The organism is Paenibacillus spiritus (assembly GCF_008710135.1).
In the GTDB taxonomy this organism is placed as follows: domain Bacteria; phylum Bacillota; class Bacilli; order Paenibacillales; family Paenibacillaceae; genus Paenibacillus_AQ; species Paenibacillus_AQ glufosinatiresistens.
The window spans coordinates 50,728-77,351 of sequence record NZ_VYKK01000005.1; the positions used below are offsets into that span (position 1 = coordinate 50,728).

Below are 26,624 nucleotides of genomic sequence, written 5' to 3' on the forward strand. Positions count from 1 at the left end.
ACAGGAACGTCCGCAGCCAAAGGCCGCTCCCGCGGTCTTTGGCTGCGTTAGCCTTATCAGAAGTCAAGAGGAGAGATAGAAGGCATGTCCAACAAAACCGTCATCCGCAATGTGAACGAGCATGTCGGGGAAAGCGTCATCATCGGCTGCTGGGTCAACAACAAGCGCTCCAGCGGCAAAATCCAGTTCCTGCAGCTTCGCGATGGAACCGGCTATATTCAGGGCGTCGTGGTGAAGTCCGAAGTATCGGAGGAAATCTGGGACGCCGCCAAGAGCCTGACCCAGGAGAGCTCGCTGTATGTTACCGGGATTATCCGGGAAGAACCGCGCAGCCAATCCGGGTACGAAATGACCGTAACCGGCATCGAAATTCTGCACCTTACAGAGAATTATCCGATTACGCCCAAGGAACATGGCATCGACTTCCTGATGGACCACCGCCATCTGTGGCTGCGCTCGACCAAGCAGCGCGCAGTTCTGCTGGTACGCGCGGAGATTATCCGGGCGATTCAGGAATTTTTCAATACGAACGGCTTCACAAAAGTGGACCCGCCGATCCTTACGCCGACATCGGCAGAAGGGACGACGAATCTGTTCCACACCAAATACTTTGAAGAAGACGCCTATCTGACGCAGAGCGGCCAGCTCTATATGGAAGCCGCCGCGATGGCGCTCGGCAAGGTCTACTCCTTCGGTCCGACGTTCCGCGCCGAGAAATCGAAGACCCGCCGGCACCTGATCGAATTCTGGATGATCGAGCCGGAAATGGCGTTCACCGATCATGAAGAGAGCCTGCGCGTTCAGGAGAACTTCATTACGCATGTGGTGCAGTCGGTCGTCAAGAACTGCCGGACCGAGCTGGAGACGCTCGGACGGGATATCTCGAAGCTGGAGAACATTCAGGCTCCGTTCCCGCGCATCAGCTACGACGATGCCATCCAGTTCCTGAACGAGAACGGGTTCGAGCTGCCTTGGGGCGAAGATTTCGGCGCACCGCACGAGACGGCGATCGCCGAAGCCTATGACAAGCCGGTATTCATTACGAATTACCCGGCCGGCATCAAGGCGTTCTACATGAAGCCGGACCCGAACCGTCCGGAGGTTGTTCTCTGCGCCGACATGATCGCGCCGGAAGGGTACGGAGAAATCATCGGCGGATCGCAGCGGATCGACGATCCGGAGCTGATGGCCGAGCGCTTCAAGGAGCATGAGCTGCCGATGGAATCCTATCAGTGGTATATGGATCTCCGCACGTACGGTTCTGTACCGCACTCGGGATTCGGCCTGGGTCTGGAGCGGACGGTAGCTTGGATCTGCGGACTGGACCATGTCCGCGAGACTATTCCGTTCCCTCGTACGCTGTACCGCCTCTACCCGTAAGGAAGGGAGCCATTCATGGAAGGCAAAGACTGGAGCGGCTGGAGCGAAGGAGCAGCCTTCGGCCTGGAACAGGGCATGGCCGTTATCCCTTACGCCCTTCTGAAATCCTACCGGAAGCTGCATCTGACCGGAAGTGAAGCGATGCTGCTGATTCATCTGCTGTCCTTCCGCCAGGTGGAGGGGATGGACTTCCCGACGCTGGAGGATCTGCAGGAGGTTACCGGACGAAGCATTCCTGTGATTGCCGGAGAACTGCGCAAGCTGATTCAGGAAGGCTTCCTGAGCATTGAAGGCGGAAGTGACGAAGAACGCGGGGTCCATTACGAGCGCTATAACTTCGCCGGCCTGTATTCGAAGCTGGGACGCCATCTCGCGGAGCAGGCCCGCGAAGGACGAACGGGCGAAGCGCCGAGGTATTCGGTACAGCAGGCAGGAAGTGCCGCTTCCGGGGCCGAATACCGTCCGCCGGAAGCGGCAGCGTCCAGGTCCGCCGGTTCTGACGGAATGGGCCGGGACAACCACCCGGCAGGGCTGGAGGAGAGCAAGAGCCTGTTCGGAATCTTCGAGAAGGAATTCGGACGTCCGCTCTCTCCGATGGAATGCGAGACGATCTCGGGCTGGCTGGATCAGGACCGCTATGCGGAAGAATTGATTCTGCTGGCCTTGAAGGAATCGGTCTTCGCCGGAAAGATTCATTTTCGCTATATTGACCGGATTCTGCTGGAATGGAGCCGCAACCGGGTGAAGACCGCCCAGGATGTCAAGGCATACGCGCAGAAGTTCCGGGGAGGCCGCTAGATCGGGCTGCGCGCTGAATAGGCCGGAGCAGCTCCAACAGCAGACAAGCCGGGCCGCAGGGGATACCTTGCGGCTCGGCTTGTTTTGGCATGGATGCGACATGGCATGGATGATACGATAGGGCAGGCCCGGCTATTCTTCCCCGGCGCTCTTCTTCAGTTCGGCGTCCAGCGCCGCGCCCATCTCGCGGGAGCGTTCCGCGCAGCGCGCAACAGCGGCGATGACCGTCTCGTAGAAGTCGCCTTGGTCCAGCACTTCCAGGGCAGCCTGGGTGGAGCCGTTCGGAGAAGTGACCTTCTTCCGCAGAGCCGCCGGTTCCTCGCCGGTCTGCTGGACCATCCGGGCGGCGCCCAGCACCGTCTGGACCGTCAGCTCGGCCGCCTGCTCCTTACCGAGACCGCCGCGGATGCCGGCGGCGATCATGGCTTCCATCATGTAATAGATATAAGCCGGTCCGCTGCCGGAAATGCCGGTCAGCGTCTCCATCCGCTCCTCGTCAATAACCGCCGTCGTTCCTACGGCTTCGAAGATCTGCATCGCAAGCTGGCGCTGTCCCTCGGAGACTTCGCGCGAGAAGGCGATCCCGGTAGCCCCCAAGCCGATGGAACTCGATGTATTCGGCATGGTGCGGACCACCGGCTGTGCGGTGCCGAGCAGACCCTGGATGGTGCGGATCGACAGGCCGGCGATGACGGACAGGATGAGCTGTTCGCCGGACAGGGCCGGCCCCAGCTTCCGCAGCGCTTCAGCGGCGTCCTTGGGCTTCATGGCCAGAACGATAATCGGGGAGGAGGAGAGGTACTCCTCTTTCTGGACCGGATCATTCGTAGCTCTGACTCCATAGCGCGAGCGCAGTTCGGCGAGCCGATCGCTGCCGTTGCGGTTCAGCATCACAACCTGATCGGAAGCGACCACCGAGCGGGCCACCAGTCCGCGGACGATGGCTTCGGCCATGGAACCGGCTCCGTAAAAGACAATTCGTTCCTTGATAAGCGGTTTTGCGGGTTGCTGACACATTCAAGTGTCCTCCTTATCTGTGACGGGCCATCGGGGACTAGCCCCGGATTTGGCCGGTGCCGTAGATTTTGTATTTCGTTGAGGTCAGAGCGGGCAGACCCATCGGTCCCCGGGCGTGCAGCTTCTGGGTGCTGATGCCGATCTCCGCGCCGAATCCGAATTCGAAGCCGTCGGTAAAACGGGTGGAGGCGTTATGGAACACCGCCGCCGCATCGACTCCCTGCTGGAACTTCGCGGCTTCCTCTGCGTTTCCGGTGACGATGCACTCGGAGTGCATGGTGCCGTAGCGGGCGATATGGGCCATCGCCTCTTCCGTAGAGCCGACGATTCTCACATTCAGGATGTAATCATTATACTCCGTAGCATAATCCTTGTCCGTCGCCTGAACTGCCCAAGGGACCAGAGCGAGCGTCTCTTCGCAGCCGCGGAGCTCCACGCCGGACCGGCGGAAGGACTCGGCGAGCGATGGGAGGTGCTCCCGGGCGAAGGAGCGGTGAACGAGCAGCGTCTCCATAGCGTTGCAGACGGATGGCCGCTGGACCTTGGCATTCAGGCTGATCGCTTCCGCCATTGCCGGATCGGCCTGGGCGTCGAGATACGTATGGCAGATTCCTGCGCCGGTCTCAATGACCGGCACCGTGGCATTCTGCACGACATTCTGAATAAGCGACGCGCCGCCGCGCGGAATAATGACGTCCAGCAGGCCGTTCAGCTTCAGCATCTCGTCTACCGAAGAGCGGTTCGGGTCTTCGATCAGCTGCAGGGCAGCCGGCGGCATCACCGTTGCGGCCAGCGCTTCGTGAAGAATTCCGACAATGGCCCGGTTCGAGGACAGAGCCGAAGACCCGCCGCGCAGCACAACGGCATTGCCGGTCTTCAGGCAGAGTCCCGCTGCGTCCACCGTGACGTTCGGCCGGGCTTCGTAGATAATGCCGATAACGCCGAGCGGAACGCGAATCTTCTCGATGTGCAGCCCGTTGGGCCGGTCCAGCACCTCCAGCGTATCACCGACGGGATCGGGCAGCAGCGCAATCTGCCGCAGTCCTTCCGCCATCGCATGAATGCGGGAGGAGTCCAGCGCCAGCCGGTCCAGCAGCGAAGACGGGGTGCCGTTCTCGCGGCCGCGGGCCAGGTCTTCGGCGTTCGCTTCAATCAGCGCCTGCTCGTGCACAACCAGCGCATCGGCCATGGCCAGCAGCGCGTCGTTCTTCTCCGAGGTGGTCAGGGCAGCCAGCGTACCGGCTGCTCCGCGGGCAAGGCCGGCTTTGGCGGCGACTTCGCCGCCGGTATAAACAATCGCTTTGTTCATGGGAAAACCTCCTAAAAGTTTTGTTAGGATTCACTTCTATGAATATGAGTCGGCAAAACTTGCATCGAAAGCATAAGCTAAGTTTTGTTAGGATTTACTTCAATGAATAAGGGGCGGCAAAACTTGCATCGAAAGCATAAGCTAAGTTTTGTTAGGATTCACTTCTATGAATAAGGGTCGGCAAAACTTGCATCGGAAGCATAGGCTAAGTTTTGTTAGGATTCACTTCTATGAATAAGGGTCGGCAAAACTAGCATCGAAAGCATAAGCTAAGTTTGGCTGGCCAAGTCCGCCTATTTCAGCGTAATCCATTCGTCCCGGTGGATCACTTCCAGCCGGTGAATCTCGCCCAGCCGGGCGACGGCTTCTCCGCTGCCCAGTCCTCTGATCGTCCGAAGCTGGGCGTCATCATAATTGACGATGCCCCGGCCCAGCAGGGAGTTGTCCGGCCCAAGCACTTCGACTACATCCCCGGCGTGGAAGCTGCCCTGTATCTCGCGGACTCCTACCGGAAGCAGGCTGTGTCCACCGTGCAGCAGCGCTTCGGCCGCGCCCGCATCTACGGTGAGCGTACCAAGCGGCGTCGACATGAAGCCGAGCCACTGCTTCTTCACCGGGAGCGCGGAGAGTGTTGTGGCAAAATACGTTCCTCGGCCTTCCCCGTCCGCAGCTCGTGCAATGTCGCCGGGCTCCGTCGCGCGCCCGACAAAGACCGGGACGCCGCCGCGCGTGGCGATTTTGGCGGCGTCAATCTTGGAGCGCATGCCGCCGGTGCCGACCGCCGACCCGGCCCCGCCCGCAATGGCATAGATTTCAGGCGTAATCTCTTCGACCTCGCGCATGCGGACCGCATCGGGATTCTTGCGCGGGTCGGCGCTGTAAAGCCCGTCCGTGTCCGTGAGGACGAGCAGGCGGGACGCCTTCAGCAGGTTGGCGACGAGCGCCGACAGCGTATCGTTGTCGCCGAATTTCAGCTCGTCGACCGAGACGGTGTCATTCTCATTAAAGATGGGGATGGCCCCTTGCCGCAGCAGCTCTTCCACCGTCATCACGGCGTTGTTCATTGCCCGGCGGCTGCAGAAATCGGTGCGCGTCAGCAAAATCTGGGCGGCCGTCAGGCCATGCTCGGCCAGTGCCTGCTGATACGCCTGCATCAGCAGGGCCTGGCCGACGGCCGCGGCGGCCTGCTTCTCATGCAGCAGCTTCGGCCGTGAAGCGTAGCCGATGCTGCGGAAGCCGGCGGCTACGGCTCCCGAGGTGACCAGCAGCACCTCGTCGCCGCGGCGGCGCAGCGCGGCCAGCTCGGCCGCGAAATAGGCTACGGCCGGACGGCTGAGGCCGCCCTCCGGCGCGGTGAGGGAGCTGCTCCCGATTTTGACGACAATTCGGTTCGACATCCGAGTCACTTCCTTCAACAAAAGAATACAAAAAAGCCCCCATCCTGAGACTGTGCAAAGGACGAAAGCTTGGTCGACTTCCGCGGTACCACCTTCATTGATGAGGGATCATCCGGCTTATGGCCTCGTAACGGGAGGTGCCGTCCTGTTTTGGGCAGGCCGTTCAGGGGTAGGATTCGGAGCGGTAGCCGCGGTAAATTCTCTCAGCCCATGGAATTTACTCTCTGGCGCAGCCGGGTAACGCTCGTACTGGTCCCGTCTTCACGTGTATCATTTGCCATACAGAATACCACGGCGAAGAGGAATTTGCCAAGTGCCGATTGCCGGAGAAGCGAATGCGGCCTGTGCAAATGGCCGTTTATTCCTGACGAAGACGGGTAAAATAAGAGTATCCCATACCTGGAGGTGGCACACCATGTCAAAGGAACCGGAGAACACCCAGGAAGCCCAGATCGAAGCAACCCGCGATTTTCTGGAGAACCGGACGGGAGAGCCCGCAGCGCCGGGACCGGTCAACGAAGATACCGCCCGCCTGCCCGACAATCAGAACCGCCTGATCTCGCAGCACAATCTGCGTAAATAAGGAAGAAATGAAGAAATAAAGAAATGAAGCGTTCGCCCTGCGCCTTTCCGGTCACGGAAAGGCGTTTTGCGTTGCAGCCGGAACTTGTGCGCGGAATCAGGGAGGACTATTCCCCTGCAAGCTCTGCCACGGTCGCCTGGAAGGTCTGGATGAACGCTTCGGCAGCGACGGACAGATAGCGTCCTTTGCGGTAGGCGAATACGAGCGTCCGGCTCGGTACCGGTTCGGCCAGCGGCAGATAGACCGGAACGAACTCGCCGCGCGGCGCTCTGGCAATGAAGCGGGGAACGAGCGTTACGCCCATGCCGGCGGCAACGAGCGACTGGACGGTCTCCATATTGCTGCTCTCAAAAACCACCCGCGGCTCGAAGCCGGCCTCGCCGCAGAGCTGGATCGTCATTTTGCGGAAGCCCTGGCCTTCCTTCAGCACAATAAAAGGATCATCCTTCAGCTCGGACAGCGAAGTCCGCTGCCCGGCCGCGGCCCGCTCCGCCAGCGGATGGCCGGGGGGAACGGCCAGATCAATTCGCTCCTCCCCGATCACACGGCAGGACAGAGCCGGGCTCTCGATCGGGAGAGACAGCAGGCTGAGGTCGGTCTGGCCGACGGCAGTAAGCTTTTCCAGATTCATGGAGGAGTCTTCCAGCAGGGTAATCTCGACTTCGGGATATTTATTCTGGAAGACAGGAAGCACATGGGGCAGGAGGTGGGCGCCGGTAATCGGCATGCTGCCGACGACGACATGGCCGGTCCGGAGCTGGGAGATATCCGACATCTCCTGACGGAGCAATTCAACGGCATCGATAATATGCTGGGCCTGTTCGACGAACCGGGCTCCGGCGTGCGTAAGCTCGACGGTGCTGGTATTGCGCTGGAACAACAGAACGCCAAGCTCCTTCTCCAGCTTGGAGAGCTGCTGGCTGAGCGAGGGCTGGGCGATGTGCAGCTTCTCGGCGGCCCGGGAGAAATTGCGCTCGGCTGCAATCTGCAGCGCGTACTGCAATTGGCGAAGCTCCATGGAAGAACATCCTTTCTGTACTATAGAGTAAAAAACTGTATCTGACAGGCTGGCCCTGTACGGGTCTGTTACTTCTCGTCTGCTGGAGCAGGGAGTGAGTCTAAAGATTTATTTTATTTGCAAATTATACACATTTTAAGCGGGTAAATAGTCCTAAGAGAACGAATGTAATAATGTAGAAAACTGGAAGGGATGATATGTGTGAGCACCGTGTTAAATGTCAATGTGTCCGGCTACGAGCCGCGCACCGAGCAGCAATCCTACTTTGACGGCGGCCTGTTGCAGTACATTGGATGGAGTATTCTGGGGGCGCTGGTCACAATCTGCACCCTGGGAATCTGCTCCCCTTGGGCGCTTGTCATGATTTACAGATGGAAGATCGAACATACGGTTATCGACGGTCGCCGCCAAACGTTTGACGGTACGGCCATGCAACTGTTTGGCAACTGGATGAAGTGGTGGCTCCTATGCATTGTAACAATAGGTATCTACTCCTTTTGGCTGAACATCAAGCTGGAGCAGTGGAGAGTCAAGCATACTCACTTCTAGTACATATTCGATTAACTGAACCGCCTGGGATACTCCGCAGGCGGTTTATGCTATTCTCGCCCTCGGATAAGACCGGAACTATCTCTCCATACAGCTGCTGATGTGATAGGTCTAGACTATAACTTCTATAGCTATTATATCTTAGTATTATAAAGCAGCCCGTGTTATATTTAAACCATTCAAGAGAGACTCCACGCTCTCTTCAGACGAACGATTAAACCGACGAGGTGAGAACATGGGCAAGAAGACAATGTTTGAGAAGATTTGGAACAACCACGTGATTCATTCGGAAGAGGGCAAGCCGAGCATCCTGTATATCGATCTTCATCTCGTACACGAAGTGACCTCTCCCCAAGCGTTTGAGGGCCTGCGTCTCAGCGGGCGCAAGGTGCGCCGTCCGGAGCTGACCTTCGCCACTATGGACCATAACGTGCCGACCCAGGACCGTTACAATATCAAGGACCCGATCTCCAAGCAGCAGATTGATACGCTGTCCAAGAACTGCGCCGACTTCGGCGTCCGGCTGTTCGACCTTGACGACATCGACCAGGGAGTCGTGCACGTCATGGGACCGGAGATCGGACTCACCCATCCCGGCAAAACCATAGTCTGCGGCGACAGCCACACCTCCACGCACGGCGCCTTCGGCGCTCTGGCTTTCGGCATCGGAACAAGCGAAGTCGAACACGTGCTGGCGACGCAGTGTCTCCAGCAGGCCAAGGCGAAGACGATGGAAGTCCGGTTCGTCGGCAGACGCAACCCGGGCGTGACGGCCAAGGATATGATCCTCGGCGTAATTGCCAAGTACGGCACCGATTTTGCCACAGGCTATGTCATTGAGTATACCGGAGAAGCGATTCGCGAGCTGTCGATGGAAGAACGCATGACGGTCTGCAACATGTCCATCGAGGGCGGAGCCCGGGCGGGGATGATTGCTCCGGACGAGACGACGTTCGAGTATCTCCGCGGCCGCCAGTATGTGCCGCAGGGCGCCGAGTTCGACGCCGCTGTGGAACGCTGGAAAGCGCTCGTGACCGATGAAGGCGCCGAGTTCGATACCGTGGTTGAATTCGATGTGGAATCGCTGATTCCGCAGGTAACCTGGGGAACAAGCCCGGGCATGGGCACCGATATCAATTCCTCCGTGCCGAATCCGGCCGATTTCCCGACCGAGAACGAGCGGAAGGCCGCCGAGAAGGCACTGGAATATATGGCGCTGACTCCCGGCACGCCGATGTCGGAGATCGAGATCGATTATGTGTTCATCGGCTCCTGCACGAACGGGCGGATCGAAGATCTGCGGGCGGCGGCCAAGGTGGCCCAGGGCCACAAGGTATCCGGCCAGGTTACGGCCATCGTCGTGCCGGGTTCGGGTCGGGTGAAGATGCAGGCCGAGAAGGAAGGACTGGATGTCATCTTCAAGGAAGCCGGATTTGAATGGCGCGAAGCAGGCTGCAGCATGTGCCTGGCGATGAACCCCGATGTGCTTCAGCCGGGACAGCGCTGCGCCTCGACCTCCAACCGCAATTTTGAAGGACGGCAGGGACGCGGCGGACGCACGCATCTGGTGTCGCCGGCAATGGCAGCGGCGGCGGCGATTACCGGCCGGTTCACCGATGTGCGGGATTGGAACTACAAGACGGAAGCCGTTGGCGTATAAGAAGAGAGCGGAGGGGATCGAATATGGAAGCTTTTAAGAAATGGACAGGAATTGTCGCCCCGGTGGACCGGGTCAATGTGGATACAGATGCTATCATTCCGAAGCAGTTTCTGAAACGAATCGAACGCACAGGTTTTGGCCAGTTCCTGTTCTACGAATGGCGCTTCGACGAGGAAGGGCGGGTCAATGAGAACTTCGAGCCGAACAAGCCGCGTTACCAAGGCGCTTCGGTGCTGATCTCGCGGGCGAACTTCGGCTGCGGCTCTTCCCGGGAGCATGCGCCCTGGGCCATCCTGGATTACGGCTTCAAGGTAGTTATTGCGCCTTCGTTCGCCGATATCTTCTACAATAACTGCTTCAAGAACGGAATTCTTCCAATCCGTCTGTCCGAAGAGCAGGTAGAAGACTTGTTCCAGCGGACGGCTGCACACGAAGGCTATGCGCTGACGGTTGACCTGGAGAACAAGACGATTACCGACGAAGCGGGACTCCGCATCGACTTTGATCTGGACGAGCACCGCCGCCAGTTCCTGCTGCAGGGATTGGACGATATCGGCCTCACGCTGAAGCATGAGGATGAGATCGCCGCTTACGAGCAGCGAAATGCCGATACCCTGTTCGCCCGGGCCTAATCGCCAACAGAAACAGCCTTTCCGATAGATGCCGGAGCAATCCGGTTATCGGAAAGGCTGTTTTTATTTGCGGACAACCATTCAATGTGCCGGGTTCTATGACGAAGATAAGAGTAGAAAAGATGCCGGAACCTGCCAAAAGAAATGGGAGATATTCGCAACTTTTGCGGAAGAAAGGCGTCTAATAGATGTCAAAGGTCGTCGCAGGAAGCCCCAACAACGCCAATTCCAGGGCGGAATACTAGATTCTTAGAGGTGAAAGATGAAGAAATTCGGTTTTATGCTGCTGCTGCTTCTGTTCGTACTGGTATGGCCCCGGGAAGGGCATGCCGCCGCTGGAAACAACAAGATCATCCTCGACGGAACGGATGTGACGGCCGGGCAATCGGTCCCGGTTGAGAATGTGAAGGGAACCATTATGGTTCCGCTGCGTATGATTAGCGAGAATCTGGGGTACAAGGTCGATTGGAATCAAGCTTCCCAGACCGTAACAATTACCCAACAGAGCCAGGAACTGAAGCTGGTCGTCGGCCAGAAGACCGCCTCGGTAGACGGCAAGTCGCTGGAGCTCAGCCAGGTTCCCTATATGAAGAATTACACGACGCTGGTTCCGATCCGCTTCATCAGCGAACAGTTCGGCGTCTCCGTCAATTGGGACAACACCCAGAAGATCGTATCTCTTATTACCCCGAATTCGGCCCCGGTAACCGGACCGTCCGGCAGCACAGGCGGAACTTCGGGCGGGGACGCATCCGGTGCCGCCGGCGGCGGAACGGCAACGTCTCCATCGGCCGGTACAGCAGCGGGTCTGAGCCAGATCAACGGCATCAGCTTCAGCGACAATATGTTCATGATTGCCATGAGCGGGGACGCGAAGCCGGTCACCTCGACGATGACAGGCAAGATCATCATCGACATTCCCAACGCGACGTTCTCCGATTCGTTCATCACAGGCCAGCAGCTCAAGCCGGAGTTGGTCGGAACGCTTGCGGTCGACGGCTATCCCGACGTCAAGCAGGTCCGTTATTCGCTCTACAGCAGCAACCCTTACACGGTCCGGTTCGTTATTGATTTGACCGGAAGCTCGAAGAGCTTCGCTGTCGAAACGACCGGGGACTCCGCTTCCCGGCTGGCGGTCGTCAATCTGAACGCGAGCGTCCCGTCCGCCGGAGACAGCGGGGGAGGAGTCCTGCCGGGCAGCGATGGACGCAAGGTTATCGTTCTGGACGCCGGGCACGGAGCGAAGGATTCGGGAGCGGTCGGAATTACGGGCAAATACGAGAAGAATTTCAATCTGGCTGTTGTGCTCAAGGCCGCCGAGCTTCTTCGCAAGGAGGCCAATATCGATGTGGTGACGACCCGCAGCAATGATACCTTCCTTGAATTGAAGGAACGGGTTGCAATTGCGGAGAACCTGAATGCCGATCTCTTCATCTCGGTCCATGCCAACAGCAGCTCTTCTTCCGCGGCAAGCGGAACCGAGACGTACTACAAGCGTTCGGGAGCCAGCAAGGATTTTGCCGGCGTTATGCACAAGTATCTGGTCGAGGCGACCGGCCTGAAGGACAGAGGCGTGCAGTATGGCAATTTCCATGTCATCCGGGAGACGACGATGCCGGCTATTCTGCTGGAAGTCGGGTACTTGAGCAATAAGAACGACGAGGCCCTGCTGTTCACGGAGGATCTTCAGAACCGGGTGGCGGCTGCCATAGTCAAAGGCGTCAAAGAATATCTGGGTATGAAATAAGACACTTCTATAAGTTCAAATAAAGAGCCGGACCGGGCCGTTCTGATACGGGAGATTCTCCCGCTTTATGGAGCGGACGGTCTTCGTTCAATAGGGAGGCGTTATGATTATGATGAAAAAAGTATTGCCCATTGCCGCTGCCGGAATGACCTTGGCGGTTCTCCTTGCCGGCTGCGGATCGAAGCCGGCCGCCGCGCCGTCGGCCGCTTCCGCATCGCCTGCCGTGCAGGCGGAGGGGAGCGCGGCCAGCCCTGCGCCGTCGGCGACGGCCGCACCGTCCCCATCTGCTTCCGCTTCCGCCGCCGCAGAAGCGACGCAGGCCCCTGCTGCAACTTCGTCTTCGCCGGCGGATACGGAAGAGAAGCAGAGCCGCGAAATCAATGTGTATTACACCGATGCCGAACAGATGGATCTTGTCCCGGCAAAGGCGAAGATTTCGTTCAAAGACGAGGCCGCCGACAAATACCGCGAAGCGTTCCGGGCGCTGCAGACCAGCGACAATCCGGATCTCGTGCCGCTGTGGGAACGCATTGAACTGAAGTCGGTCACCTTCACCAACGGATTGCTGACTCTGGACATCCATAAGCCGCAGGAAGCGCAGCTCGGAGCTGGCGGCGAGTCATTTGCCATTCAGGCGCTGACTTCCACGATGTTCCAGTTCACGGAAGTCCAGAATATCGAAGTGCTGGTAGACGGTGAGCAGACAGAGAGCCTGATGGGCCATGTCGATCTGCTCTATCCGTTCACCCGGGCCAATTCGGCGCCTTCGCAGGAATAAGCGCATCCTGTGGCGAATGGTTATCCATCCGGCCGCAGGGGCCGCTTGAAATCAAATCAGATCTTCAGGAGAACCATGCAGAGAGGGGAATCATGCGTTTGTTCAACCGAAATCATACGGAGTCTCATGTAGAGCCGAATCCCGCAGCATCAGCCGGAAGCCGTCTTGCTTCCAAGACCGTGGCGGCGCTGCTTGCAGGCGCCATGACGCTGGGAGGGGGCGCCTCTGCACTGGCAGCGTCCGCTTCATCGTCCCTGGCCGCAGCGGCTGCCCCGGCAGCCACAGCCAAGCCGAGTGCCACCGCTGCACCCGCAGCTACGGCCAAACCGACCGCCACCGCTGCACCCGCAGCTACGGCCAAACCTACCGCCACCGCTGCCCCGGCAGCTACGGCCAAACCTACTGCCACCGCTGCCCCGGCAGCTACGGCCAAACCGACTGCTACCGCTGCACCCGCAGCTACGGCCAAGCCGACTGCTACCGCTGCACCCGCAGCTACGGCCAAGTCAACCGCAACCGCTGCACCCGCCGCTACCGCTGCACCCGCAGCTACCGCTGCACCCGCCGCCTCCGCCACACCTTCGGCAGCCGGATTCTTCAGCGATGTAGCGAAAGGCTTTTGGGCCGAGAAGCATATCTACAAGCTCGCCGGACAGGGCATTATTATCGGGAACAACGGCAAGTTCCGTCCCGGCGATTCCGTTACCCAGCAGGAAGCGGTTCTGATGGCGCTTCGGTTTATGGGCGCTGATACGAAGGCCGCTGATGGCACAGTGGACACCGCACTGCCTGGGGGCATCGAAGTGTCCAATTATTACAAGCCTTACGTTATTCTTGCCTTTCAGATGAACCTGCTGGACAAGGCCGAAGTGGCCGCAGAGGCAGCAGGCAAGACGGCATGGGGAATGCGCCCGGCAAGCCGGGAATGGATCGCGGAGCTGCTGATCCGTTCGCTCGGCAAGAGCGGCGATGCGCAGGCCGCTTCGGGAGAAAATTCAGGTTTTGCGGATGATGCGAAAATTTCTGCCGACAAGCGGGGATACATAAACACAGCGGTTGATCTTGGCCTGGCAACCGGTCTGAACGGCAACCTCTTCAGTCCGAAGGGGGAAGTGACCCGGGCGCAGCTCGCCACCTTCTTCAGCCGGGCGGAGGCGTACTCCACCGTGGCTTATGCCGATACGGCAAGCGGAACAATCCTGGAAATCAAAGACGGCCGCCTGACGCTCTATAACGGGGCAGCCAAGACCGTATACACCTTGTCGTCCGGCACGGGATATTTCAAGGCGGGTTCCGAAACCGCAATCGCTCTGACCGAGCTTCAGCCTTACACCAGAGCAACGGTGATCGCCAGCGGAACCGTCGCTTCCTACATTGAAGTCACGGATACGACTCCGCAGATCGAGACCCTTCAGGGAAAGCTGGCCCGGATTTCGGCAGGGACGAAGAAGCTGTGGCTCATGACGGATGACGGTTATCCGGAGTACAGCTATGACGATACGGCGGTGTTCACGGATGCGGCGGGCAATGCGGTGGAGCCGTCCGCCATTACCGAGAACAGCGCAGTTACGCTTCTGCGCGAGAAGTATACGGGACAGAACAAGATCATTAAAGTGGTCGTTACCTCGGGCGTAGTCAACAAAACGGCGACCGGCGTCCTGAAGGCCATCGACCGGACCGCACAGACCCTAACATTCACCGCTTCGACGGGCGCCGAGGAGACCTTCGCGTGGACTTCCGATACGCTCTTCACGTACCAGAGCAGTATTCTGACTCCAGCCGATCTGACGGTTGGCGCTGCGGTCAAATACAAAATTCAGAACAGCAAAATTGCGTCCGTTGAAGCCACGGATCTGAAGAACCGTTCCTTGCAAGGTACGCTGACCGAGAAGACGTCCAATTCCCTGATCTATAAGAAGGCTGACGGATCGCTGGAGGTCAAAACGCTGGCGGACAAGCCGCTTGTGACCATTCCGGGCGTGACCTCGCCGTCGCTGGATGATCTGGTGGCGGATGCGTCCGGCGGCGATCTGGTGGAGCTGACGCTGGACTCGGCCAACAAGGTCACCGGCATCTCGGTGGTCAAGCGGCAAATGGATCAGTATTACGGCGTTACCGTCGCCGGGTACAACAATACAACCAAGCTGCTTACCGTTCTGGATGCTTCCGGCAACGCCAAGGCCGTGAAGCTGGACGACAAGACCAAGTTCTCCGCCAACTTCGGAATCACGCCGACGCTGGCTACGGTCGGCCCGATGCTGACGGAAGACCGCAAGCTGAACCTGAACGCCATTGGTCAGCGTCTGCTGTCGCTGGAGTTCGTCAGCCAGTACGACGGAACGTTCACTTCTTATTCGGCAACGGCCCGGACGATCGCAATCAAGACGAGCGATGGCAGAACGCTAACGCTGCCTTATCCGGGCGCCGTCGAGATCTTCGGCCAGAACAACAAGACGGTTGCGGATGTGCCGACCGGCGCTATGGTAACGGCAACGCTGGCGCCGAACCAGTCGACGGTCACTTCCCTGAAAGTGAAGACGACGCAGCAGTTCGCGATCAGCTTCCTGGATGCGGCTGCTAATAAATTGAAGGTGAACACGCCGGCAGGTACTCTGGACATCTATACGCTGACCGTGCCGATGACCGATGAGAACGGTACTGTGATTAAGATCGGTGATCTGAAGAGCGGGGACCTCCTCAATGTTACGGCTGTCGGAGGATCGCCGGTCTCGGTCCAGCGGGTGCTGCAGACGACCGGACGCATCTCGGCGGTGGACACGGCAGGCTCCAAGCTGACGGTGCAGGAGTATGGCGGCCGGGTTCGCGTCCTGGATGCATCCAAAGGGGTACAGGTTCTGCGTTCCGGCGCCGCAAGCAGCACGCTTGCAGGGCTGACCGCAGAGGACCGGGCGGTGATTCGCCAGGATGCCGACGGCAAACTGACCGTTCAGGTGCTGGCTTCTCTGAGCCGCACACTGGCCTGGTACGAGTCCTCCACCAATCAGATTGTGGTCACCCGGAGTACGCTGGATGAGAAGAATCAGTTTATTCTAAGTCCGAATGTATACATTCACCAAGGCGACACGACTTTATCCGTGCAATCCTTGAAAGAAAATGATAAAATAACGCTATATTTCAATGACAATGTCGTTGTTGAAATCGTGAAATTATAATGGTGGCTTCTTGGCAGACGCCGTCTTGGCGCGAATCCCGCGATTCGCGTCAGGACGTTTTTTTTGAGGCCGGGCGAAAATGACGGAACGATGCCCCCGGACTTCTTGTCAGGCGGTAAGGCGTTCGGTATAATGAATCTTCCGCCATGCCGGAGAAGTCATTCGTTTGGAGAGGGACAGGCTATGAAGTCTTCGGCAGTTCGATACATTCTCGACACCATCGGTGAAATGTTCCCGGATGCCCACTGCGAGCTCAATCATGCCAATGCGTTTGAATTGACGATTGCGGTGCTGCTCTCGGCGCAGTGTACGGACGCTACCGTCAACAAGGTGACGGCCGATCTGTTCCGGAAGTACAAGACTCCGCAGGATTACGTATCCGTCCCGCTGGAAGAGCTGGAGCAGGATATACGGCGCATCGGGCTGTACCGGAACAAAGCGAAGCATATCCGGAATTTGTGCCTGATTCTGATGGAGCAGTACGGGGGAGAAGTACCGGAACGCCATGACCAGCTGGTGACGCTGCCGGGCGTAGGACGGAAGACCGCGAATGTGGTCGTCTCGAATGCCTTTGGCGTGCCGGCGATCGCCGTGGATACCCATGTCGAGCGGGTGGCCAAGCGGCTGGCTCTGGCCGGCATCGGCGACTCGGTGCTGGAGGTGGAGAAGAAGCTGATGAAGGCGGTCCCCCGCGAGGAATGGACGCTTACCCATCACCGGCTGATCTTCTTCGGCCGTTACCACTGCAAAGCCCAGAATCCGCTCTGTCAGGTATGTCCGCTTCTCGATGTGTGCCGGGAAGGCAAGAAGCGTATGAAATCTGCGCAGATCAGCAAAACTAAGAAACAGGCGAAAGCCCCAAAAAGCTAGAGATGAAGAAGAGGATGGGATAGGAATGAAGTGCATTTCGGTCTACACGAACAATTTTGAGCTGTTCTCCGATATTTTCGACCGCGTTGTGGAGAGCCCGCTGGAGGAGAACGAAGAGCAGGAAGTCGAAGGGATTACAATCAGCCATTCCGGCGACGTGCCCGAGCACTACCTGGAACGGATGGCCCAGAAGCCTGAAGTGGTGGTCATGAAGGACAAGACCCGTGGTCTGACGATTTTGCAGCACGGCAAAGTATTTGAGATTCTGCTTCCGGCGCTGGAGATTGCCTAGACGGATTCTTTCATTCAGAGAGCGTACTACCCGAACAGATGACCGCGCCGCTCGTCGTTTTGAGCAGCGGCCGCGTCAAACAGCCGGACGGATTCCCCGTCCGGCTGTTTGACGTTGGGTTTCTTCAAAGAATGCTCGGATTGCGGACAGCGGCGCTTTCCTGCTTTAAATTGTGGCAATCTGGTGATAAAATGGATTCATATTAAAGGGGCTCTTGAATTCATCGCAAAGGTGGCAGCAAATCCATGGAAGCGGAACGGGTGGAGAAGCATACGGACAGCAGCGCACAAGAACTATTGAAATCGCTTGCGCAGTGGAGCGAAGAGCAGGGGAATCCGGAGGCTGCGGACATCTTTCGGGACCTGGCGGGTAAGCTGGCGGACGGAGAGCTGACACTGGCGTTCTGCGGCCATTTCTCGGCAGGCAAATCCAGCCTGATTAATGCGCTCTGCGGCAGCACCGTTCTGCCTGCGGGCCCGGTTCCGACGAGCGCCAATGTCGTCGCAATCCGCAGCGGATCTCCGCGGGTGGTGGTCTATCCGAGGCTTCAGGAAGGCAAGGGCCAGCCGTTCGAGACGACGCCGGAGCGTCTGGCGGAGCTATGCCGGGACGGCGGCCGGTACGAGTCCATTGAGGTCTGGGCTGAGGTGCCGCTTCTGGGCGCGCACGGCGTTCTGCTGGATACGCCAGGCGTGGATTCCACCGACGACGGACACCGCTCAGCGACCCGTTCGGCGCTGCATCTGGCGGATGTCGTCTTCTACTGTATGGACTATAACCATGTTCAATCGGAAGACAATTTGGCTTTTGCCAAAAGTCTCAGCGATTGGGGCAAACCGCTATACCTGATCGTGAACCAGATCGACAAGCACCGGGCGGACGAGATTGACGCCGGTCTGTACCGGCTGCAAGTGGAAAGCGCCTTCAAGGATTGGGGCATCCGCTATGCCGGTCTGCTGACCACTTCCCTGAAACCAAAGGATCACCCGCTCAGCCAGTGGCGGGAGCTCCCGGCGCTGATTGCCAAGCTTCTGGAAGAACGCCGGGAACTGCTGGCCTACAGCGTATCCCGGTCGGTCCAGCATACGGTTCAGGCCATGCAGGAACGGTTCCAATCGGAAGAAGCCGGGCAGCGGGAGCCCCTGGAATCGATGACCGGCGGGAGAACGTCGGCAGAGCTTCAAGAGGAGGCCGCTGAACTTGAGGCAGAGGGGAAGCGGCTGGATAATCTTGAAGACGAATCCCGCGGCCGTCTGCGGCAGCGGCTGGACACTCTGCTGGAGAGTGCCAATCTGATGCCGGCCGCTCTGCGCGAGCTGGTGGGCCGGTACGCGGAGACTCTGGGACCGGGCTTCCGTGTCGGACTGCTGCCGTCAGCGGCCAAGAAGGAGCGTGAACGGGAGCGCCGGCTGGAAGAGCTTGCCGCGGACTGGTCAGAGACGACACGGGCGGCGCTGGACTGGCATGTGCGGGCACTGCTTGCGGAATGGACGGCAGAGACAGGACTCCCTGAAGCCGCGGAGGCGGCCCGGGAGGCGCCGCTGCCCGTCTGGGACAAGGACGCGGTGGCGGCTGCCGTGCCGCCGGGCTCGCCCTCCTCGGGCGGAGGGCTGCTGAACCTCTGCCAGAGACTGGCGGCGGATATCCGCGCCGCCGCGCGCAAGTCCGCGCTCCGCTTCGCGGACGAGGCGCTCGAGGGTCTCCCGCCACTTGTGGCCGAGCGGCGGGAGGCCCTCTCGGCCCGCGCTGCGGCCGCGGGCGAGGCGCTGGCGGCCGCTAAGACGCTGGCCGCCCTGGACCGCGCGGCGAAGGCGCGCGCGGACGCCCTGGCGGCGCAGACCCCCGCGCCGCTCGCCCTTACCCCCGGCGTCCTGCCGGGGGTGACCCCGCCGCGCGTCGCGCCGGACGGCGCGCCCAAGCCCGCTGAGCCGCGGCGTACGGCCGCGGCTCCGGCGCCGGCGGCTCCGCGCCGCGGCGGCGCGGAGCCGGACGCACCGCGCCGGCGGCTGCGCAGCGCCGCAGCGGTGCTGGACGCCGCCGCAGAGCGGCTGCGCCGCGAGCCGGCTCTGGCGCCGCGGGCGCGCGGCCTGGCGGAGCGGGCGGCCGGCCTGGCCGGCGGCCGCTTCACGCTCGCGCTGTTCGGCGCCTTCAGCGCCGGCAAGTCTTCCTTCGCCAACGCTCTGCTCGGCGAAGACGTGCTGCCCGTGTCGCCTCACCCCGCCACGGCTGCCGTCACCCGCATCCTGGCGCCGGAAGGCGGGTATGTGCATGGTACAGCCGCCGTAGCCATGAAGACGGCGGACGAGTTCCGGGACGATCTTCGGCATTCCTTCTCCGTACTGGAGCTCGGCGAGCCGGACCCGGAGGAATGGCCGAAGACAGCCGCCTGTCTGGAGGGCCGGGGCCTGCACCCTTCGGCGCTGCCGCATATCGGCTTCCTGCGGGCCGCCGCAGCCGGATGGGAAGCGTCGCGCGGTCTGCTCGGGTCCGTGCGGACCGTTGACCTGGACGAATACCGGGGACTTGTCGCCGACGAGACGAAGGCCTGCTTCGTCCGGCGGATCGATCTCTATTATTCTTCCCCGCTGACGGAAGGCGGCATCGTGCTGGTTGATACGCCGGGAGCGGACTCGCTGCATGCCCGGCACACCGGGGTCACCTTCGGTTATATGAAGGAAGCCGATGCCATTGTCTTCCTGACCTACTACAACCACGCCTTCTCCAAAGCCGACCGGGCGCTTCTCGCCCAGCTCGGCCGGGTGAAGGACAGCTTCGCCCTCGACAAAATGTTCTTCATTATCAACGCCTCCGATCTGGCATCGGACGAGGAGGAGCTGGATGCGGTCGGAGAGCATGTGCGGACCGAACTGCGGACTGCCGGTCTGATCGCCCCAAGGATTTACGCTTTGTCGAGCCTGTTGGCTCTGCAGGGACGCCGGCCGGGCGAAGAGGCTGCCCGGGAAGCGTCGCGCTTCGACCGCTTTCAAGAAGAACTGATGCGGTTTGCCGGCGAGGAGCTGCCCGCGCTGTCTCTCCGAGCGGCTTCCTCGCTGTTGTCCTCCACCCGCCGAAGGGTAGAGGAATGGGCCGCTCTGGCTTCACGGAATGCGTCCGAGCGGGAAGAGGAGCTTCGGCGGAGACAAGACTGGCGGAGCGAAGCCGAGGCCGGGCTGCGGAAGCTGGCCTGCGAAGAGATGCCGCTGGCGGCCCTTGGCCGTGAAGGCGAGGAGCTTCTGTATCATGTGCGCCAACGCATCGGCTTCAAGTTCGGCGCCATGCTTCAGGAATCTTTCCATCCGTCGCTGCTGCGGGAAGAGAGCGGTCATCTGAAAGGGCTGTTCACGGCCAGCGGACGGGAGCTGTGGCGGACGGCGCAGCGGGAGCTGGAGGGAGAACTCTGGGCGACGACGCTTCGGCTGGAGGCGGCCGGACGCCGACTCGCGGCGGAAGCCGCCGCCGAAGAGGCGCTTCGGCTGGGCCTGGACCCATCCGATTTGGCGGATCGGGAGCCGGACGCATGCTGGCCCTCCCCGGAAGGGCTGAAGGCCGAACTGGAACCGGTGGACTGGAGCGCCTATACAGGCCTCTTCCGCTCTCCGCGGCATTTCTTCGAGGGCGGCGGCCGGGACCGGCTGCGGTCCGTGGTCGAACCGCTGCTGAAGAATGCGCTGGCGGCTGCCGTGCAGGGAGCGGCCGGAGAACTGCTGCACCATTACCGGAATTTGACCTCGGAAGCGCTCAAGCGGGCGGCGGACCGGCTTCGTCAGATGCTGGCCGAGCAGGATGAGGCGATGGAGGCAACGCTGAAGGGAGGTGAATCGGGAGAGCATTGGACAGCCCTGGCCGCCGAGCTGCAAAGCCGCGAAAAGGATCTGGAAGCGCTATCAAAAGGATAGGTACTCATGTAAATTAAGACATTTTGTCGAAGAGTCTTGCAATCTGCCGCAGCTTGGAAGAAAATAAAGAGGCATGAAAGTTTCCGAAAAAGAATGGAATGCGTCATGCGGGGATTGGAGCTCCGGATAGACGACGGATGGCGGCGGGTTCAACCGGCCGAATCCGTGGAACCAGCGCGGGTGCCGGCCCATGGGACGGCTTCCCTGTTAAAAGTGGAGGTATACGATAATGAACAGTAGTATTCAGACAGCGACGCTGCAAATTCGCAAATGCCGAAGCTGCGATCTGGAGGCTGTGACATCGCTCGTCAAGAGCTGCGGCTATCCGACAACGCTCGGGGTTATGAAAGAACGGATGGAAGCGTCGGAGAAGGACGATCACCATGGAACCCTGGTTGCCTTGCTGGACGGCCGGACAGCCGGCATGGTCAGCTTGACCCGGGTGGGATCTTACTACATGCAGCGGGATATGGCCGAGATCACCGCAATTGTCGTATCGGAAGAGCATCGGGGCGAGGGCCTCGGAAGACGCCTCATGGCAGCCGCCGAGGAGTGGGCGAGAGCCCGCGGCTGCGCGCAGATTTTCCTGCGGAGCGGCAACCGGGTCGAGAAAGCGCCGGCCCATGCTTTTTACCGTCATCTCGGCTTTGAACAGAACGGATACCGATTCTCCAAATCCGTATAACCGTAGCCCATACACAGCCGATCATCCATCCCGTTTACGGGGTGGCTTTTTTTTGCGCATAAGGGTCTATTAACCTTCCCGGCTCCTCATGAAACGGCGGCAGCCGTTTGGAGGGATTTTCATTTGGCAAACGGAAGGAACCTGTTTACAATGAAAGCGAACCCATGAAAGCGAACCCATGAAAGTGTACGACAGTTGCCCATTGCCGGATAGCCCGGATGGCGGCGTCTTGAGGAGGACTTAATGTACAAGCTCATCTTGGTGGAAGACGAAGAGGAAGTACGGGAAGGCATTGCTTCCCGAATCGACTGGAACGCCCACGGCTTCGAGGTGGTGGATCAGGCGGAGAACGGCCGGGAAGCGGCCGAGCTCATTGACCGTCTGCAGCCCGATGTCGTGGTAACCGATATTCAAATGCCGTTCATGAACGGGCTTCAGCTGGCGGAATGGATTCGCAGCCATCACCCCGGCACGAAGATTATTATCCTGACCGGCTATGACGAGTTCGAATACGCCCAGCGGGCGATTAAGCTGCAGATTGACGAATATTTGCTGAAGCCCTTCTCGGCCGCCGAGCTGGTGGAGGTGCTGTCCAAAGTCCGCACGGCAATCGAGGCGGAGATAGCGGAGAAGGAGAACATTCATCTGCTGAGCGAGCATTATCGCAAAAGCCTCCCGCTGCTGCGCGAGCAGTTTCTGTCCTCTCTGGTTTCGCGCCGCCTGCGGCTGGCTGAAATCAACGAGAAATGCGCCGAGTTCGGCCTTTCCTTTGCAGGAAATCACTTTCTGTCCTCGGTTATCCGTCTGGACCATATCCGGGGAACAGCCGGGGACGATCCGGGGGGGAGGTTGTCGCTCCGCGACACCGGCGACCGGAATCTGCAGCTCTTTGCCGTACTCAATGTAGCGGAAGAGAGCTGCCGCAAGCACCAGCTGGGCCGGGTGTTCATTCACCGCGACGATGCGGTCCTGCTGACGCATTCAGTCTCAGGGGGCGGTTCCGATCTGCTGGAAGCAACGCTGGAGATGCTGGAGGAGATTCGCAGCAATGTCCAGCGCTATCTTCGCATGACTGTTACGGCAGGTACGGGCACCGTTCGCACTTCGCCCGCCCAATTCTACGACTCGTTGGATGAAGCGGTGCAGGCTCTCGACTACCGGCTGCTGCTGGGGAATAACCGTGTCATCTGGATCGAGGATGTGGAATCCCGGAATGAGCGGATGCCCGTGTTCGACGAGCTGACCGAGCAGGCGTTCATCCGGACGATCAAGCTGGGTACGGTTCAGGAACTGCGGGGAATGCTGGACGAGCTGTTCGGAGGCTTCGATGACAGCCGGGCGTCCGCGAGGGAATACCAGATCTTCCTGCTGGAGATTGTCACTTCCCTTATGCGGGTGGCGAAGGAGACGGGAACCGAGACCAATGAGCTGTTCGGCCAAGGGCTGCTCGCCCTGGCGGATGTCCGCCATTTCAACAACATGGCTGAAGCCCGGGACTGGATCGCGGAGGTCTGCCTGCGGCTCATGGACAAGATTGCGCAGGAACGCCAGTCCAGCTACCGCCAGCTCATCGACGAGGCGAAGGAGTTTATCAAGGCGCATTACGGCGAATCCGATATGTCTGTCGGCCGGGTCTGCCAGCATCTTCATATCAGCACCGGTTACTTCAGCAGCATCTTCAAAAAAGAGACGAAGACTACCTTCGTCGCCTACCTGCTTCATATTCGGCTGGAGGCCGCCAAGGAGATGCTCCGGTCGACCGAGCTGAAAGCTTTTGAAATTGCGGAACGCATCGGCTTCTCCGATCCCAACTATTTCAGCTTCTGCTTCCGGAAGAAGTACGGTCTGTCGCCCAAGGAGTATAAGAACGAGGCCAGAGGGGGGTAGGCCATGCCGAGATCCCGTCAACCGCTTTTTCCCTTCCGTCCCGGCCGAAGAGCCGGAAGCGGGGGGCGGCTGCTGCCCAAGCTGCGGAGCATCCAGATGATTATTACGCTGACCTTCACGGCGGTTACCGTTCTCGCTGCGGTAGTGGTCAGCCTGCTGATGTATAACAAGTTCGCGAAGACGGCGGAGCAGAATGCGACGCTGAATATGCAGCAGATTATCGAGCAGGTTAACTACAATCTCAATCTGTACGTGGAAGGGATGCGCGGAATTTATGAAAAAGCCGAGCAGGAGATCGGCGAGACCGATGCCATCGGCTCCACTCTGCTGAAAGAGCGGCTGATCGCCCTTTTGGAATCCCGGGCGGATATCGTGTCCTTCGCCGTGTTCACTCCCGGCGGGGATCTGGTGCTCGACGTACCCGAGACGCCGATGCGGTCCAATACCCGTCTCTATGACCAGAGCTGGTTCAATGCGCCGCAGAAGAATTCCGATATTTCCTTCTCCGCGCCTCATATCCAGAATCTGTTCAAGAACCGGTACACCTGGGTCGTCTCGCTGAGCAAGAAGGTGCATTACCGCGACCAAGGGGTGCTGAAGGAAGGCATCCTGCTTGTGGATTTCAACTTCCGCACCATCGACCAGCTCAGCCGGCAGGTCAAGCTGGGCAAGCGGGGATACGCCTACATTCTCGATTCACTGGGCAATATCGTCTACCATCCGCAGCAGCAGCTGATCTATGCAGGACTGAAATACGAGAACGTCGAGCCGGTATTGGAATACACCTACCGGAGCTACACAGACAGCGCCAGCGGCGAGAAGCGGCTGATTACGCTCCGCACGCTTGCGGCTACCGGGTGGAAGATCGTCGGGGTGGCCTATTACGACGAGATTATCACGACTCGCCGGGACCTCAGCCGTTATCTGCTCGGCCTGCTCGCCGCAGTGTGCCTGGTCGCCATTGTCGTGTCGGTGCTGCTGTCGGCGCGGATCGCACGCCCGATTGCCAAGCTGGAGCGGACCGTCCAGCAAGTAGGGGAAGGCGATCTTCATACCTCCATCAATGTCCGGGGAGCCTACGAGGTGGAGCAGCTCTCCAGACGCTTCAATCTGATGCTGCAGCGGATTCGTCAATTGATGGATCAGATTATCTTTGAGCAGGAGACCAAGCGCAAGGGAGAGCTGGAAGTGCTCCAGGCCCAGATCAATCCCCACTTTCTCTATAACACGCTGAATTCTGTGATCCGTCTGGCGGAGCAGGGGCGAAACGAAGAAGTGGTCACGATGATACAGTCGCTGTCCCGGTTCTTCCGCATCAGTCTCAGCAAGGGCAAGAACGTGATTACGGTTCAGGAAGAATTGGACCATGTCCGTCACTACCTCGTCATTCAGAGCTTCCGCTTCAAGAACAAATTCCGCTACGAGATTCAGGCGGACGAAGAAGTTCTGAGCTGCCAGACCATCAAGCTGATTCTTCAGCCGATTGTCGAGAATGCGATCTACCACGGCATCGAGATGATGCCCGATGAAGGGCGGATTGCGATCCGGGCCACCGTCCGCGACGGACTGGTGGTCATTCAGGTGACGGACAACGGGCTCGGCATGTCCCGCGAGACCATGAGCCGGCTCCTGACAGGGGGGGCAAGAAATCCGGGGAATTCCGGGGCAGGCTCGGGCTCCGGGGTCGGTGTACGCAATGTGAATGAACGAATTATACTGTACTTCGGCCGCGAATACGGACTGTCCTTTGAGAGCGAGCTGGAGGAAGGCACAACGGTGACTGTCACCTTCCCGGCTGTCCGCAGCGATGAGGGCGGGAACCCGGGCCGGGAGGAGGAGTCTTCATGAAGTACCGGACACTTCGGCTGGGGCTGCTTCTGGTCGCCCTCCTGAGCCTGGGTTTAAGCTCCTGCTTCCAGGCTCCCGCCGCCCGAATTGATACCAACAAGACCCGCAGCATCCATATGATTGTCAAGATGAGCCGGGGCGACTATTGGAATACCGTCAAGCTGGGGGCGGAAGCCGCTGCCCAGGAATTCAATGTCAAGCTCACCTTCAAGGCCCCTGCTTCCGAGAGTGACGTCAGCGGTCAGATCGGGATGGTGGAACAGTCCATCAAAGACAAGGCCGATGCGATCATTCTGGCCGCGAGCAGTTATATGGGCTTGGCGCAGGTGGTGGATAAGGCCTCTTACTATGGCATTCCCGTCATATCGGTAGACGCGGAAGTCGGCTCGGCGCGGGTGGCGACCTATGTCGGCTCCAACAGCTACGAAGCCGGACAGAAGTCGGCGGAACGACTTGTGGAGCTGCTTGGGGGCCACGGAGAGATCGGAATTCTGAACTTCACCAATTCCGAGAGTCAGGCCGGTTCCATAGGAACCGGAGATACGGTGCAGTCTGCGGACCCGGAAGCGGCACATTCAGGCTCCATTGATTACGGCGCCCGGGACGCCGGCGAGCGGGAGAAGGGATTTCTCGACTATGTGGCACGGTTCCCGGATGTGCATGTGGTCGATATTTTCTACACACCCTCCAATATAGAGGAAGCCCGGAAGCTGACCCGGCTGATGCTGGCGAAGCATCCGGATCTGCGCGGCATCGCCGCACTGAACGAGACGGCTTCCCAGGGAGCGGCGGAAGCGCTGATGGAGAGCGGCCGCGCCGGCATCCGCATGGTCGCGTTTGACAGCTCGGCTTCCATGCTGGAGATGCTTCAGGACGGCATCGTCCAGGCGACTGTCATTCAGAATCCGTTCAGCAACGGCTATCTGGCCGTCAAGCATGCCGCCGAAGCGGCCCAGGGCATCCGGGTGCCGGAGCGCGTCGATACCGGAACCAAGCTGATCGATCTTGACAATATGCTCTACCCCGAGAACCAGAAGCTGCTATTCCCGTTTGTGCGTTAAACCTTTTCTGGGTGCTAAGACCCAGTCCTTCATCAACAGCTTTC

The 26,624-nt window shown here is 59.5% G+C and carries 20 protein-coding genes; 16 read left to right on the top strand and 4 right to left on the bottom strand.

Annotated elements, in window-relative coordinates; genetic code table 11:
- Positions 1–84 precede the first annotated feature (84 nt).
- Entirely contained in the window at positions 85–1,380 is a 1,296-nt protein-coding gene (gene asnS, locus F4V43_RS04785) for an asparagine--tRNA ligase (RefSeq protein ID WP_150457112.1), read from the top strand.
- 15 nt (positions 1,381–1,395) lie between these two features.
- Positions 1,396–2,178: a DnaD domain protein gene (locus tag F4V43_RS04790; protein ID WP_150457113.1), complete on the top strand. Its 783-nt coding sequence runs from the start codon at positions 1,396–1,398 to the stop codon at positions 2,176–2,178.
- A gap of 132 nt (positions 2,179–2,310) precedes the next feature.
- On the opposite strand, the gene proC is transcribed toward F4V43_RS04790, so the two are convergent.
- From proC to proB, 3 genes are all read right to left on the bottom strand, one after another.
- Positions 2,311–3,195 (bottom strand): pyrroline-5-carboxylate reductase, encoded by an 885-nt coding sequence (gene proC / locus F4V43_RS04795; protein WP_150457114.1) that lies wholly within the window; start codon positions 3,193–3,195, stop codon positions 2,311–2,313.
- Between the two features lie 37 nt (positions 3,196–3,232).
- Entirely contained in the window at positions 3,233–4,504 is a 1,272-nt protein-coding gene (locus F4V43_RS04800) for a glutamate-5-semialdehyde dehydrogenase (RefSeq protein ID WP_150457115.1), read from the bottom strand.
- A 293-nt stretch (positions 4,505–4,797) separates the two neighbouring features.
- Positions 4,798–5,901 carry a glutamate 5-kinase gene (proB, locus tag F4V43_RS04805; protein WP_150457116.1) on the bottom strand — a complete coding sequence of 368 codons (1,104 nt, stop codon included), beginning with the start codon at positions 5,899–5,901 and terminating at the stop codon, positions 4,798–4,800.
- 415 nt (positions 5,902–6,316) lie between these two features.
- On the opposite strand from proB, the gene F4V43_RS19655 reads away from it, so the two are divergent.
- Positions 6,317–6,484: a hypothetical protein gene (locus F4V43_RS19655; RefSeq protein WP_191089477.1), complete on the top strand. Its 168-nt coding sequence runs from the start codon at positions 6,317–6,319 to the stop codon at positions 6,482–6,484.
- A gap of 106 nt (positions 6,485–6,590) precedes the next feature.
- Here F4V43_RS19655 and F4V43_RS04810 read toward each other — a convergent pair whose 3' ends face one another.
- Positions 6,591–7,502, bottom strand: coding sequence for a LysR family transcriptional regulator (locus F4V43_RS04810; protein ID WP_150457117.1), 912 nt, complete (start codon positions 7,500–7,502; stop codon positions 6,591–6,593).
- Positions 7,503–7,703: 201 nt separating this feature from the next.
- On the opposite strand from F4V43_RS04810, the gene F4V43_RS04815 reads away from it, so the two are divergent.
- The 13 genes from F4V43_RS04815 to F4V43_RS04875 all read left to right on the top strand — a co-directional run bounded on the left by F4V43_RS04815 (position 7,704) and on the right by F4V43_RS04875 (position 26,580).
- Entirely contained in the window at positions 7,704–8,051 is a 348-nt protein-coding gene (locus F4V43_RS04815; RefSeq protein WP_223879779.1) for a DUF898 domain-containing protein, read from the top strand.
- Positions 8,052–8,286: 235 nt separating this feature from the next.
- Complete coding sequence (gene leuC / locus F4V43_RS04820; RefSeq protein ID WP_150457119.1) at positions 8,287–9,711, top strand: 3-isopropylmalate dehydratase large subunit; 1,425 nt, start codon at positions 8,287–8,289, stop codon at positions 9,709–9,711.
- 23 nt (positions 9,712–9,734) lie between these two features.
- Positions 9,735–10,343: a 3-isopropylmalate dehydratase small subunit gene (gene leuD / locus F4V43_RS04825; protein ID WP_150457120.1), complete on the top strand. Its 609-nt coding sequence runs from the start codon at positions 9,735–9,737 to the stop codon at positions 10,341–10,343.
- 262 nt (positions 10,344–10,605) lie between these two features.
- Positions 10,606–12,090, top strand: a complete 1,485-nt coding sequence (locus F4V43_RS04830; protein ID WP_150457121.1) for an N-acetylmuramoyl-L-alanine amidase — start codon at positions 10,606–10,608, stop codon at positions 12,088–12,090.
- Between the two features lie 109 nt (positions 12,091–12,199).
- Entirely contained in the window at positions 12,200–12,868 is a 669-nt protein-coding gene (locus tag F4V43_RS04835; RefSeq protein WP_150457122.1) for a GerMN domain-containing protein, read from the top strand.
- Between the two features lie 98 nt (positions 12,869–12,966).
- Entirely contained in the window at positions 12,967–16,041 is a 3,075-nt protein-coding gene (locus tag F4V43_RS04840; protein WP_150457123.1) for an S-layer homology domain-containing protein, read from the top strand.
- A gap of 183 nt (positions 16,042–16,224) precedes the next feature.
- Positions 16,225–16,911: an endonuclease III gene (gene nth, locus F4V43_RS04845; protein ID WP_150457124.1), complete on the top strand. Its 687-nt coding sequence runs from the start codon at positions 16,225–16,227 to the stop codon at positions 16,909–16,911.
- 25 nt (positions 16,912–16,936) lie between these two features.
- On the top strand, positions 16,937–17,203 hold the full coding sequence (locus tag F4V43_RS04850) for an NAD/NADP transhydrogenase alpha subunit (RefSeq protein WP_150457125.1): 267 nt from the start codon (positions 16,937–16,939) through the stop codon (positions 17,201–17,203).
- Between the two features lie 245 nt (positions 17,204–17,448).
- Positions 17,449–21,099 carry a dynamin family protein gene (locus tag F4V43_RS04855; protein WP_150457126.1) on the top strand — a complete coding sequence of 1,217 codons (3,651 nt, stop codon included), beginning with the start codon at positions 17,449–17,451 and terminating at the stop codon, positions 21,097–21,099.
- A 229-nt stretch (positions 21,100–21,328) separates the two neighbouring features.
- On the top strand, positions 21,329–21,784 hold the full coding sequence (locus F4V43_RS04860) for a GNAT family N-acetyltransferase (protein WP_150457127.1): 456 nt from the start codon (positions 21,329–21,331) through the stop codon (positions 21,782–21,784).
- 243 nt (positions 21,785–22,027) lie between these two features.
- Entirely contained in the window at positions 22,028–23,671 is a 1,644-nt protein-coding gene (locus tag F4V43_RS04865; protein ID WP_150457128.1) for a response regulator, read from the top strand.
- Positions 23,672–23,674: 3 nt separating this feature from the next.
- Positions 23,675–25,519 carry a sensor histidine kinase gene (locus F4V43_RS04870; RefSeq protein ID WP_150457129.1) on the top strand — a complete coding sequence of 615 codons (1,845 nt, stop codon included), beginning with the start codon at positions 23,675–23,677 and terminating at the stop codon, positions 25,517–25,519.
- Positions 25,516–26,580: a substrate-binding domain-containing protein gene (locus F4V43_RS04875; protein WP_150457130.1), complete on the top strand. Its 1,065-nt coding sequence runs from the start codon at positions 25,516–25,518 to the stop codon at positions 26,578–26,580. Before F4V43_RS04870 ends, F4V43_RS04875 begins: the two co-directional genes overlap by 4 nt.
- The last annotated feature ends 44 nt before the right edge of the window (positions 26,581–26,624 follow it).